Genomic DNA, 12,754 nt, shown 5'->3' on the forward strand with positions numbered 1-12,754 from the left:
GAACCGCGCGGTCCACGGGAACGCGGACCGCGGCGGTGCTGCCGTCGGCGGTGGTCAGGGCCTTGGCAAGGCGGTGGCCGACCGCGGTGCCGGCGCGGACGCGGGTGTTCGGGCCCGGTTGGTGGCCGTTCGTGATGGCGGGGGGCACTGGTCGTCTCCGGCGCGCTGCTGGTCCTGGGCGCGGCGGAACCGCGCGGTCCACGGGAACGCGGACCGCGGCGGTGCTGCCGTCGGCGGTGGTCAGGGCCTTGGCAAGGCGGTGGCCGACCGCGGTGCCGGCGCGGGCGCGGGTGTTCGGGCCCGGTTGGTGGCCGTTCGTGATGGCGGGGGGTTCACTGGTCGACCCCGGCGCGCTGCTGGTCGGGGACGCGGCGGAACCGCGCGTGCACGAGCCGTGCCGTACCGCCCGAGCGGCATCCCGCCGTGTTCCGATGCCCGCGAGCACTTCGGGCGCGGCACCCCGCCCGTCCGCCTCGCCCGACGCGGTCCGCCGGTCCTAGGCCCGGGGGCGCAGGGCCGATGGCCGATGCGGCGGGATCGACCGCTGCCTACGCTGACCTGCACACCGAGGGAAGAGGTCACCATGCCGGTCGACGGCCGCAGCCACATCCGTATCGCCCGCCCCTCCCGGGACCTGGCCGCCGCCGAACGGTTCTGGGTCGAGGGGCTCGGCCTCGGGGTCGTATGGCGTGCCGAGGGCGGCCCCGAGCCCGGTGAGCACGACCTCCTGATGCTCGGGTGGCCCGACGCCGACTGGCATCTGGAGCTGGTCCACGAGCAGGACCACCCCGTCGACCCCCGCCCCACCGAGGAGGACCTGCTGGTGGTCTACGTCGACGGTCCGGTCCCGGAGGACCTCGTCGCCCGCCTGGAGGCACACGGGGGCAAACAGGTGCGGTCGCCCAACCCGTACTGGAACGAGTGGGGTGTCACGGTGGAGGACCCGGACGGCTACCGGCTGGTGCTGTGCACGCGGGGCTGGTCGAACGGGTAGGCGCGACGGGCGCGCGGGCCCGGGGTCAGGCCGTCACCGTCTCCGGGCGGGACGCCTCACGGGGTGCACGTGAGCCCAGGTCCTCGGTGGGGACCTTGTGGGTCTCGCGGGCCGTCACGGCGGCGATCAGCGGCGGGACGCACAGGGCCGCGGTGAACAGGGCCACCGAGGACCAGTCGGTGCCGTCCGGGCCCGCGATCTGTGCCGCGAAGGTGACCGCGAATCCGGCCACCGCGAAGCCGATCTGGGTGCCGATCGCCATGCCCGACAGCCGGACGCGGGTGGAGAACATCTCGCCGTAGAAGGACGGCCAGACCCCGTTCGCGGCGCTGTAGACGACACCGAAGGCGATGATGCCGAGCAGCATGATCAGCGGGTAGTTGCCCGTGGAGATCGCCCAGAGGTACAGGAACATCGTCACCGCGCTGCCCGCCGCGCCGATCAGGAAGACCGGCCGCCGGCCGATGCGGTCCGACAGCGTGGCCCACAGGGGGATCGCGGCGAGCGCGACGAGGTTGGCCAGCGCGCCCACCCACAGCATCGAGGAACGGCTCATCCCGACCGCGTCGCTCGTGGCGTACGCCAGCGCCCACACCGTGAAGATCGTGGAGACCGAGGCGATCAGCGCGCCCCCGATCACCCGCAGCACGTCCGCCCAGTGCTCCCGCAGCAGCACCGCGAGCGGCATCTTCGGGACGCCCCCGGAGGCGGCCTGCTTCTCGAACGCCGGGGTCTCGTCGAGCTTGCGGCGGATGACGAAGCCGACCACGGCGACCGCGACGCTCAGCCAGAACGGCACGCGCCAGCCCCAGGACAGCAGTTGGTCCTCGGGCAACGCGGCGACCGGCAGGAAGACCAGGGTGGCGAGCAGTTGCCCGCCCTGGGTGCCGCTGAGCGTGAAGCTCGTGAAGAAGCCCCGCCGGTGGGCCGGCGCGTGTTCCAGGCTCATGGAGTTGGCGCTGGCCTGCTCACCGGCCGCCGAGATGCCCTGCAGGACCCGGCAGAGGACCAGCAGGACCGGGGCGAGGGTGCCGACCTGGTGGCGGGTGGGCAGACAGCCGATGAGGAAGGTCGACAGGCCCATCAGGAGCAGCGTGAAGACCATGATCTTCTTACGGCCGACGCGGTCGCCGAAATGGCCGAGGAAGAGCGCGCCGACCGGCCGGGCCGCGTAGGCGACACCGAATGTGGCCAGCGACAGCAGGGTCGCGGTGGCCGGGTCGGACTCGTCGAAGAACACCTTCGGGAAGATCAGGGCTGCGGCGCTGCCGTAGATGAAGAAGTCGTAGTACTCCAGGGCGCTGCCGATCCAGGCGGCGGTGGCGGCCTTTTTCGGTTGCCCGACGGCTTCGGCGGGGACGGACACGGGGGTGCTCCTTCGGGGGACTCCGGGAGCTATCCAGGTAATTAACCCACTGGATAGTTAGTAGCGGTTGCCGAGGATGGTGCGCCCGCACATCCCGGGTGTCAAGGGGTCGGGACCGTGCCGGGTCAGTCCGCCGCGCGGTCCGCCGTCAGGTAGGCGATCACCATGTCGCCCAGCATGGTCCGGTAGTGCGCGCGCTGCTCCGGGGCGACGAGGTCGCGGCCGAAGAGGGCGCCGAAGGTGTGCCGGTTGGCGACCCGGAAGAAGCAGAACGAGCTGATCATGGCGTGCAGGTCGACCGCGTCCACGTCGGCCGTGAACAGGCCGGACTCCTGCCCCGAGGCCAGGATGCGGCGGATCACGTCGAGCGCCGGGGAGCCGATCTTCCCGAGCTTCTCGGAGGCGGCGATGTGCTCCGCCCCGTGGATGTTCTCGATGCTGACCAGGCGGATGAAGTCGGGGTGCTGCTCGTGGTGGTCGAAGGTCAGCTCCGCGAGGCGCCGGATCGCCGCGACCGGGTCCAGGTGCTCGACGTCCAGCTCCTGCTCGGCCTCGCGGATCACGGTGTACGCCCGCTCCAGGACGGCGGTGAACAGCTGCTCCTTTCCGCCGAAGTAGTAGTAGATCATCCGCTTGGTGGTGCGGGTGCGGGCGGCGATGTCGTCCACGCGGGCGCCGTCGTAGCCCGCCCGCGCGAACTCCTGGGTCGCCACGTCGAGGATCTCGGCCTGGGTGCGGGCGGCGTCGCGGATCCGCCCGTTGGGTCGTGCCGGTTCGTCGACGCTGGTCATCGGGTTCCTTCGGGAGTGCGGCCGGTGCCGCAGATTCTAGAAGGCGCGGCCGGGCTCTTCCCCGGCGGCGGCCCGGCTGGTATAGCTAACGTACTGGTTCGTACATTAATGCTGGGCTCGGGAGGTCCGTGTGGCCAAGGACTCGTTTCTCGTCGGCTTGATCGGCGCCGGCATCGGCCCTTCGCTGAGCCCGGCGCTGCACGAGCGGGAGGCGGACCGGCAGGGCCTGCGCTATCTGTACCGGCTCCTCGACATCGACGTGCTCGGCGTGCGCCCCGAGGCGGTCGGCGAGCTGGTGCGGGCCGCCCGTGACCTGGGCTACGACGGACTGAACATCACCCACCCCTGCAAGCAGCAGGTCATCGGGCACCTGGACGCGCTCTCGCCGCAGGCCGAGGCGCTCGGCGCGGTCAACACCGTCGTCTTCGACGACGGCCGGGCGACCGGCCACAACACCGACGTCACCGGCTTCGCCGCCTCCTTCGCGCGCGGCCTGCCCGACGTGCCCCTGGAACGGGTCGTACAGCTGGGCGCGGGCGGCGCGGGCGCGGCCGTCGCGCACGCCACGCTCACCCTCGGCGCCGGGCGGGTCACCGTCGTCGACGCGCTCGCCGACCGGGCAGCCGACCTCGCCGCCTCCCTGAACCGGCACTTCGGCGAGGGCCGGGCGGCCGCCGCCACCCCGGACCGGCTGCCGCAGCTGCTCGCCGACGCCGACGGCCTCGTGCACGCCACCCCCACCGGCATGGCCGCCCACCCCGGCCTGCCCCTCCCGGCCGACCTGCTCCGCCCCGGGCTGTGGGTCGCCGAGGTGGTCTACCGCCCGCTGGAGACAGAACTGCTGCGGACCGCCCGCGCGCTCGGCTGCGCCACTCTGGACGGCGGAGGGATGGCCGTCTTCCAGGCCGTGGACGCGTTCCGGCTGTTCACGGGACGCGAGCCGGACGCGGCGCGGATGCTCGCGGACATCGCGGACCTGGCGGACGAGGTCGGCGCACCCAAGTAGGCCCGCTCCAACCGGGGTTCACTGGCGGTTGACGGTCCGGGTGACGCCCGCGAAGACCGTCGTCGCCAGGATCCAGCCCGCGATGACCAGGGCGTACGACAGAGACTGGTACCAGCCGCGGGGGGCGAAGGCGCCCTCCTGGCCGAAGGAGATCACCGGCAGCAGGAGGTCCAGGGTGTAGAACAGCGCGTTGAAGTGCGGGGCCTCGTCCGCCTTGAGCGGCGGCGGATGGTGCAGGCCGTAGGCGACCGTGCCGACGGCGAGCAGGGAGAGCAGCCAGACGCAGGCCCGCAGGGGGTGGAAGCCGTAGCCGACGGTGGCGTCCTGGACATGGCCCCACAGGCGCCCGTACCAGGCGAGCGTGGCGCGGTGGCGGCGCTGCTTGGCGAGCTGGACCAGTCGGGCGGCGCGGTCGTCGCCGATGCGGCGGTATGCAGCGGTCAACTGCTCGTAGGCGTGCGGGACATAGCCCTCGCGGTCGCGCTCCAGCATGGGCAGGCGGCGCTCGGCGGGCTCCTGAGGGGTGAGCGAGGTGTAGACGAGCTTGTTGAACTGGACCTCTTCCGGCACCACTTCGGGCTCCAGGAACAGGTCGTCGATCTGGGCGCGGCGCAGACTGAGGGTGCCCTGAATGCGGGGCCCCTTGCGCAGCCAGAGCTCCCCGATGGTGGAGCTGTTCGCCCTGAGCGCGGCGTCACCCGGGTTCGACAGATGCGCGTACGACAGGTCCAGCCGGCCAGCGATCCGGGCGCCCCGCAGGCCGATCCAGCCGAAGGTGTGCACCCGGCGCAGATGGAAGTCGCCCTCCACGACGAGGGTCTGCGCGTCGAGGACGATGTCGCCGGGGTGGCTGAGCCGGGCGTCGTTGAGGTTGGCCGAGCCGGCGATCGTGGCGCCGTTCAGCCGCATCTCACCGTGGACCCGGAGCCCCGGAGCCCACAGGTCGTCGCCGGTGCTCATGTGGTTGAGCTGGAGCGCGGGTTCCCCGGCCTGGTCCGCGACGATCTCGGCCCGGTCCATGAACAGCGCCCCGGCGATCTGCGCCCCGCCGAGCCGCACCGGACCGTTCACCCGGCAGTCCGTCATCCGCAGGACGGCGTCCACGCGCATCGTGGCGGCGGTCAGCCCGGGCAGCACGGAGTCGCTGAGGTTCAACTGGCGCAGCCGGCAGCCGTACAGCAGCGGTACGTCGTCGAACCAGCAATGGCTGAGACGTACGGCGTGGTCGACCGTCCCGTACTGGAGCCCGAGCACACCGGTGATCCGGGCGCCCGCCAGTTTCAGGGCGGGTATCTCCCCGTCCTCCTGCGGTCCGTTGAGCATCAGGGCCCGCACCACGGAGGCCCGCACGGTACGCGCGGCACCCCACTCGGCGCCGCCCGACACGTCCTCGTCGTCCGCCGCCCGGAAGTCCACGGCCTCGCCCTTCGGGAAGGCACGCCACACACGCAGTTCGGCCGGGGTCAGGTTGTCGATCTCCATCAGCCGTGACTCTCCAACGCACACGTCACGGTGTCAACCGGCCCTGCCGACGACGACGGCCCGGGAGCCTGTGCTCCCGGGCCGTCCGCAACTGCCCTGCTACGCCCTGGTGTTCCACTCCGCGATCACCGGACGGTCGTGTTCCGTCGACAGCCGGCTCACCGTGCCGGTCGCCAGCTGGAACAACCGGCCCTCCGCCGGGGCCAGTCCCAGCCGGCGGGCCGTCAGGACCCGCAGGAAGTGGGCGTGGGCCACGAGGACCACGTCACCGTCGGGAAGAGCGGCGTCCACCCGGGCGAGGACCCGGTCGGCACGGCGGCCGACCTCCTCGGGTGCTTCACCGGGGTGTCCGTCCGGGCCGGGCGGGACCCCGTCGGTCCACAGGTCCCAGTCGGGCCGGGTGCGATGGATGTCGACGGTGGTGACGCCCTCGTAGGCGCCGTAGTCCCACTCGTGGAGGTCGGAGTCGGTCGACGCCCCGGTGATGCCCGCCAGTTCGGCGGTGCGTATCGCGCGGCCCAGCTCACTGGTCAGCGCGAGCGAGAAGGTCCGGGCCGAGAGGAGCGGAGCGAGTGACTTTGCCTGTTCCTCGCCGTGCTGGGTGAGGGGCAGGTCGGTCCAGCTGGTGTGCTGTCCCGACACGCTCCACTCCGTCTCGCCGTGGCGGACCAGAAGAAGATCCCCCACGGCGCGCCTACTTCTTCGCTTCGACGGCGTGGCCGCCGAACTGGTTGCGCAGCGCCGCGATCATCTTCATCTGCGGGGAGTCGTCCTGGCGGGACGCGAACCGCGCGAAGAGGGAGGCGGTGATCGTCGGCAACGGCACCGCGTTGTCCACGGCCGCCTCCACGGTCCAGCGGCCCTCGCCGGAGTCCTGCGCGTAGCCCTTGAGCTTGTCCAGGTGCTCGTCCTCGTCGAGGGCGTTGACCGCGAGGTCGAGGAGCCAGGAGCGGATGACGGTGCCCTCCTGCCAGGAGCGGAACACCTCCCGCACGCTGTCCACCGACTCGACCTTCTCCAGGAGCTCCCAGCCCTCGGCGTACGCCTGCATCATGGCGTACTCGATGCCGTTGTGAACCATCTTGGAGAAGTGCCCGGCGCCGACCTTGCCCGCGTGGACGTAGCCGTACGGCCCCTCGGGCTTGAGCGCGTGGAAGATCGGCTGGAGCCGCTCCACGTGCTCCTTGTCGCCGCCGACCATGAGGGCGTAGCCGTTCTGCAGCCCCCAGACGCCACCGGAGACACCCGCGTCGACGAAGCCGATGCCCTTGGCGCCCAGCTCCTCGGCGTGCTTCTCGTCGTCGCTCCAGCGGGAGTTGCCGCCGTCGACCACGGTGTCACCGGGGGAGAGGAGATCGCCGAGCTCGTCCACGACGGACTGGGTGGCGGCGCCGGCCGGGACCATCACCCACACCGTGCGCGGCGCTTCGAGCTTGTCGACCAGCTCGGCGAGGCTCGACACGTCGGAGACTTCGGGGTTGCGGTCGTAGCCGACGACGGTGTGGCCGGCGAGGCGGATGCGCTCGCGCATGTTGCCGCCCATCTTGCCCAGGCCGATGAGTCCCAACTGCATGTCAGTGCACTTCCTTCAGTTCACGGTAGGCGGCCACGAGGGCGGTGGTGGAGGAGTCGAGGCCGGGGACCTCGGCACCTTCGGTGAGGGCGGGCTCGACGCGCTTGGCGAGGACCTTGCCGAGCTCGACACCCCACTGGTCGAAGGAGTCGATGTTCCAGACCGCGCCCTGGACGAACACCTTGTGCTCGTAGAGGGCGATCAGCTGGCCGAGGACGGAGGGGGTGAGCTCCTTGGCCAGGATCGTGGTCGTGGGGTGGTTGCCCTGGAAGGTGCGGTGGGCCACCTGCTCCTCGGCCACGCCCTCCGCGCGCACCTCCTCGGCGGTCTTTCCGAAGGCGAGCGCCTGCCCCTGTGCGAACAGGTTGGCCATCAACAGGTCGTGCTGCGCCTTGAGTTCGTCACTCAGCTCGCCGACCGGCCGGGCGAAGCCGATCAGGTCGGCCGGGATGAGCTTGGTGCCCTGGTGGATCAACTGGTAGTACGCGTGCTGCCCGTTGGTGCCGGGCGTGCCCCACACCACCGGGCCGGTCTGCCACTGGACGGGGTCGCCGTCACGCTGCACCGACTTGCCGTTGGACTCCATGTCCAGCTGCTGGAGGTAGGCGGTGAACTTCGACAGGTAGTGGGAGTACGGCAGTACCGCGTGCGACTGGGCGTCGTGGAAATTGCCGTACCAGACGCCCAACAGGCCCAGGAGCAGCGGGGCGTTGGCCTCGGCGGGCGCGTTCTGGAAGTGCTCGTCGACGATCCGGAAGCCGTCGAGCATCTCCCGGAAGTGGTCCGGGCCGATGGCGATCATCAGGGAGAGGCCGATCGCCGAGTCGTAGGAGTAGCGGCCGCCGACCCAGTCCCAGAACTCGAACATGTTGTCCGGGTCGATGCCGAAGTCCGTGACCTTCTCGGCGTTCGTCGACAGGGCGACGAAGTGCTTGGCGACGGCCTTGTCGTCGCGCAGGCCGCCCGGTCCGTCCAGCAGCCAGGTGCGGGCCGAGGTGGCGTTCGTGATCGTCTCGATGGTGGTGAACGTCTTGGACGCGACGATGAACAGGGTCTCCGCCGGGTCCAGGTCCCGCACCGCCTCGTGCAGGTCGGCGCCGTCCACGTTGGACACGAACCGGAAGGTCAACTCCCGTGCCGTGAACGCCCGCAGGGCCTCGTAGGCCATCGCGGGACCGAGGTCGGAGCCGCCGATGCCGATGTTGACGACGTTCTTGATGCGCTTGCCGGTGTGGCCGGTCCACTCGCCGGAGCGGACCCGGCCCGCGAAGTCGCTCATCTTGTCGAGCACGGCGTGCACGCGGGGCACGACGTTCTCGCCGTCGACCTCGACGACCGCGTTGGCGGGGGCGCGCAGCGCGGTGTGCAGCACCGCCCGGTCCTCGGTGAGGTTGATCCGCTCACCGCGGAACATGGCGTCGCGCAGCCCGAACACGTCGGTGGCGGTGGCCAGTTCCTGGAGCAGGGCCAGGGTCTCGTCGGTGATCAGGTGCTTGGAGTAGTCGATGCGCAGATCGCCCACGCGCACCACATACCGCTCCGCGCGCCCCGGGTCCTCGTCGAACAGCTCACGCAGATGCGCGCGCTGCTCGCCGCGGTGGTCCTCCAGGGCCGTCCACTCGGGGCGACGCGTCAGAAGAGGGGAGTCAGACATGAGCAGGCTTCTCCTTGGTGGCCGCAGGGGGTGTCTGATGGATCTTGCCGGCGTCGCGTGGTCTGGCACGCACTCCCCCAGAGGGGGTGCCCCCAGCGGCGTTGTCGTCGGTCGCCGACTCCCCCACTCTCGGCTTCGCTCGAGCGGGGGGACCCCCATCGCGTCGACTCCCTCCTCCGCCTTGCAGCTGCACGCTCCCCCACGCTCGGCTTCGCTCGCGCGGGGGGACCCCCATGACCCCGCTCGGCTTGGTCAAGAGGTGCTGTGCCTTAGAGCCGGCCTGATCCATCAGACACCCCCTCGCCCCGCAGGGCGACGGCGTACATCTCGTCGGCGTCGAGGCGGCGGAGCTCCTCGGCGATGAGTTCGGAGGTGGTGCGGACCTTCAGCGCGAGGGTGCGGGAGGGCTGGCCCGGCAGGGACAGCGTGGCCAGCGGGCCCTCGGGACGGTCGATGACGACCTCGCCGTTCGCGGTGCCCAGGCGGACGGCCGTGACGACCGGTCCCGCGGTGACCACGCGGTCGATCTTCACCTTCAGCCGCGCCTCCAGCCAGCGCGCGAGCAGCTCGGCGGCCGGGTTGTCGGCCTCGGCCTCCACGGCCCCGGAGAGGATCTCCGTGCGGGCCTGGTCGAGGGCCGCCGCCAGCATCGAGCGCCACGGGGTCAGCCGGGTCCAGGCCAGGTCGGTGTCGCCCGGCGCGTAGGAGCGGACCCGGGCCGCGAGCACGTCGAGGGGGTTCTCGACGGCGTACAGGTCGGTGATCCGGCGCTGGGCGAGCGCGCCCAGCGGGTCCTTGGCCGGGTTCTCCGGTGCGTCCACCGGCCACCACACGACGACCGGGGCGTCCGGCAGCAGCAGCGGCAGCACCACGGAGTCGGCGTGGTCGGAGACCTCGCCGTAGGTCCGCAGGATCACCGTCTCGCCGGTGCCGGCGTCGGCGCCCACCCGGACCTCGGCGTCCAGCTTGGACGCCATCCGGTCGCGGGCTGTGCGGGCGTGCCGCTTGATGACGACCAGGGTGCGCGAGGGGTGCTCGTGCGAGGCCTCCTCGGCCGCCTTGATCGCGTCGTAGGCGTTCTCCTCGTCCGTGACGATCACCATCGTCAGGACCATGCCCACCGCGGGGGTGCCGATGGCGCGGCGGCCCTGCACCAGCGCCTTGTTGATCTTGCTTGCCGTGGTGTCGGTCAGGTCGATCTTCATGGCCTGCGCCAGCTCCGTCCGTCTCGTGCGAGCATCTCGTCGGCTTCCTCGGGTCCCCAGGTACCCGACGCGTACTGCGCCGGACGGCCGTGGTTCGCCCAGTGCTCCTCGATCGGGTCGAGGATCTTCCAGGACTCTTCCACTTCCTGGTGACGCGGGAACAGGTTGGCGTCCCCCAGGAGGACGTCCAGGATGAGCCGCTCGTACGCCTCCGGGCTGGACTCCGTGAACGACTCGCCGTAGGCGAAGTCCATCGTCACGTCCCGGATCTCCATCGAGGTGCCCGGCACCTTCGACCCGAACCGGACCGTCATGCCCTCGTCCGGCTGCACCCGGATGACGATGGCGTTGGAGCCGAGCTCCTCGGTGGCCGTGGAGTCGAAGGGCGAGTGCGGGGCCGTCTGGAAGACGACCGCGATCTCGGTGACCCGGCGGCCCAGCCGCTTGCCGGTGCGCAGGTAGAAGGGGACGCCCGCCCAGCGGCGGTTGTCGACGTTCAGCCGGATGGCCGCGTACGTGTCCGTGGTGGAGTCCCGGTCGATGCCGTCCTCCTCCAGATAGCCGAGCACCTTCTCGCCGCCCTGCCAGGCCCCCGCGTACTGCCCGCGCACGGCGTGCGCACCGATGTCCTCCGGCAGCTTCACGGCCCTGAGGACCTTCAGCTTCTCGGTGAGCAGCGACTCGGCGTCGAAGGCGGCCGGCTCCTCCATGGCGGTCAGCGCCATGAGCTGGAGCAGGTGGTTCTGGATGACGTCACGGGCGGCGCCGATGCCGTCGTAGTACCCCGCGCGGCCGCCGATGCCGATGTCCTCGGCCATCGTGATCTGCACGTGGTCGACGTACGAGCGGTTCCAGATGGGCTCGTACATCTGGTTGGCGAAGCGCAGCGCCAGGATGTTCTGGACGGTCTCCTTGCCCAGGTAGTGGTCGATCCGGAAGACCTGGTCCGGCTCGAACACGTCGTGCACGAGCGCGTTGAGCTCGCGGGCGCTCTTCAGGTCCCGGCCGAACGGCTTCTCGATGACCGCCCGCCGCCAGGACCCCTCGGGCGCGTTCGCCAGCCCGTGCTTCTTGAGCTGCTGGACGACCTTCGGGAAGAACTTCGGCGGTACGGAGAGGTAGAAGGCGTAGTTGCCGCTGGTGCCGCGCGCCTTGTCGAGGTCCTCGACGGTCTGGCGCAGCTGCTTGAACGCCGTGTCGTCGTCGAAGTCGCCCGGGATGAACCGCATCCCCTCGGCGAGCTGCTGCCAGACCTCCTCACGGAACTCGGTCCGCGCGTGCTCGCGCACGGAGTCGTGCACGATCTGCGCGAAGTCCTCGTCCTCCCAGTCCCGGCGGGCGAACCCGACGAGCGAGAAGCCCGGCGGCAGCATCCCGCGGTTGGCGAGGTCGTAGACGGCCGGCATCAGCTTCTTGCGGGACAGGTCGCCGGTGACACCGAAGATGACGAGCCCGGACGGCCCGGCGATCCGGGGGAGACGCCGGTCGCGCTCGTCGCGCAGGGGGTTCTCCCAGTCGGCGGTGATGGTCATTCCGCGTCAACTCCCTTGCTGTTCAACGACTTCGTGACGGCGTCCAGCAGTTCCTGCCAGGCCGCCTCGAACTTGGCCACGCCCTCTGTCTCGAGCTGCCGCACAACCTCGTCGTACGAGATCCCCAGCGCCTCCACGGCGGCCAGGTCGGCGCGGGCCTGCGCGTAGCCGCCGGTCACCGTGTCGCCGGTGATCTCGCCGTGGTCGGCGGTGGCGTTCAGCGTGGCCTCCGGCATGGTGTTGACCGTGCCGGGCGCGACCAGGTCGTCGACGTAGAGGGTGTCCTTGTAGGACGGGTCCTTCACGCCGGTCGAGGCCCACAGCGGGCGCTGCCTGTTGGCGCGGGCGCCGCCGAGGGAGTTCCAGCGCTCACCGCCGAAGACCTCCTCGTACGCCTGGTAGGCGAGCCGCGCGTTGGCGAGCGCCGCCCTGCCCTTGAGCGCGAGGGCCTTCTCGGTGCCGAGGACGGTGAGGCGCTTGTCGATCTCGGAGTCGACCCGGGAGACGAAGAAGGAGGCGACGGAGTGGATCGTGGAGAGGTCGAGGCCGTTCTTCGCGGCCTTCTCCAGACCGGCGAGGTAGGCGTCCATGACCTCGCGGTAGCGCTCCAGGGAGAAGATCAGCGTGACGTTGACGCTGATCCCGAGGCCGATGACCTCGGTGATCGCGGGGAGCCCCGCCTTGGTCGCCGGGATCTTGATCATGACGTTCGGGCGGTCCACCAGCCAGGCGAGCTGCTTGGCCTCGGCGATCGTCGCCCCGGTGTCGTGGGCGAGACGCGGGTCGACCTCGATGGAGACCCGGCCGTCCCGGCCGCCGGTGGCGTCGAACACCGGGCGCAGCACGTCGGCGGCGGCGCGGACGTCGGCCGTGGTCATCATCCGAACGGCCTCGTCGACCGTCACGCCCCGGGTGGCGAGGTCGCTCAGCTGCTCCTCGTAGCCCGCTCCCGAGCCGATGGCGGCCTGGAAGATGGACGGGTTGGTGGTGACGCCGACGACGTGCTTCGTGGCGACGAGCTCGGCGAGGTTCCCCGACTCGATCCGCCCGCGCGACAGGTCGTCCAGCCAGATGGATACGCCCTCGTCGGACAGGCGCTTGAGTGCTCCCGCGGTTGCGGTCGCTTCGGTCACAGTGATCATCTTCTTTCT

11 protein-coding genes are annotated in these 12,754 nt (G+C 70.9%); 2 read left to right on the forward strand and 9 right to left on the reverse strand.

The window, feature by feature from the left end:
- Positions 1 to 583: 583 nt before the first annotated feature.
- Positions 584 to 994: a VOC family protein gene (locus tag ABZT06_RS00110; RefSeq protein WP_355732429.1), complete on the forward strand. Its 411-nt coding sequence runs from the start codon at positions 584 to 586 to the stop codon at positions 992 to 994.
- Between the two features lie 25 nt (positions 995 to 1,019).
- Here the strand turns inward: ABZT06_RS00110 and ABZT06_RS00115 are convergent, their stop codons facing one another.
- Positions 1,020 to 2,360, reverse strand: coding sequence for an MFS transporter (locus ABZT06_RS00115; RefSeq protein WP_355732432.1), 1,341 nt, complete (start codon positions 2,358 to 2,360; stop codon positions 1,020 to 1,022).
- Between the two features lie 125 nt (positions 2,361 to 2,485).
- A complete protein-coding gene (locus tag ABZT06_RS00120; RefSeq protein ID WP_355732435.1) occupies positions 2,486 to 3,151 on the reverse strand; it encodes a TetR/AcrR family transcriptional regulator in 666 nt (221 codons plus the stop codon).
- 130 nt (positions 3,152 to 3,281) lie between these two features.
- Between ABZT06_RS00120 and ABZT06_RS00125 the strand changes: the two genes are divergently transcribed.
- Complete coding sequence (locus tag ABZT06_RS00125; RefSeq protein WP_355732438.1) at positions 3,282 to 4,157, forward strand: shikimate dehydrogenase; 876 nt, start codon at positions 3,282 to 3,284, stop codon at positions 4,155 to 4,157.
- An 18-nt stretch (positions 4,158 to 4,175) separates the two neighbouring features.
- Here the strand turns inward: ABZT06_RS00125 and ABZT06_RS00130 are convergent, their stop codons facing one another.
- The 7 genes from ABZT06_RS00130 to tal form a co-directional block, all read right to left on the reverse strand.
- A complete protein-coding gene (locus tag ABZT06_RS00130) occupies positions 4,176 to 5,639 on the reverse strand; it encodes a membrane-associated oxidoreductase (RefSeq protein ID WP_355732441.1) in 1,464 nt (487 codons plus the stop codon).
- A gap of 99 nt (positions 5,640 to 5,738) precedes the next feature.
- Entirely contained in the window at positions 5,739 to 6,326 is a 588-nt protein-coding gene (locus ABZT06_RS00135) for a histidine phosphatase family protein (protein ID WP_355732443.1), read from the reverse strand.
- A 7-nt stretch (positions 6,327 to 6,333) separates the two neighbouring features.
- Positions 6,334 to 7,212 carry a phosphogluconate dehydrogenase (NAD(+)-dependent, decarboxylating) gene (gene gnd, locus ABZT06_RS00140; protein ID WP_355732446.1) on the reverse strand — a complete coding sequence of 293 codons (879 nt, stop codon included), beginning with the start codon at positions 7,210 to 7,212 and terminating at the stop codon, positions 6,334 to 6,336.
- Between the two features lies 1 nt (position 7,213).
- A complete protein-coding gene (pgi, locus tag ABZT06_RS00145; protein WP_355732449.1) occupies positions 7,214 to 8,866 on the reverse strand; it encodes a glucose-6-phosphate isomerase in 1,653 nt (550 codons plus the stop codon).
- Positions 8,867 to 9,135: 269 nt separating this feature from the next.
- Entirely contained in the window at positions 9,136 to 10,071 is a 936-nt protein-coding gene (opcA, locus tag ABZT06_RS00150; protein ID WP_355732452.1) for a glucose-6-phosphate dehydrogenase assembly protein OpcA, read from the reverse strand.
- Positions 10,068 to 11,603 carry a glucose-6-phosphate dehydrogenase gene (zwf, locus tag ABZT06_RS00155; RefSeq protein ID WP_355732455.1) on the reverse strand — a complete coding sequence of 512 codons (1,536 nt, stop codon included), beginning with the start codon at positions 11,601 to 11,603 and terminating at the stop codon, positions 10,068 to 10,070. Before zwf ends, opcA begins: the two co-directional genes overlap by 4 nt.
- Positions 11,600 to 12,745, reverse strand: coding sequence for a transaldolase (tal, locus tag ABZT06_RS00160; protein WP_355732458.1), 1,146 nt, complete (start codon positions 12,743 to 12,745; stop codon positions 11,600 to 11,602). The genes zwf and tal overlap by 4 nt, the downstream gene beginning before the upstream one ends.
- Positions 12,746 to 12,754: the final 9 nt, after the last annotated feature.

The sequence above is a fragment of the Streptomyces sp. NPDC005483 genome (genome assembly GCF_040606035.1).
Lineage (GTDB): Bacteria > Actinomycetota > Actinomycetes > Streptomycetales > Streptomycetaceae > Streptomyces.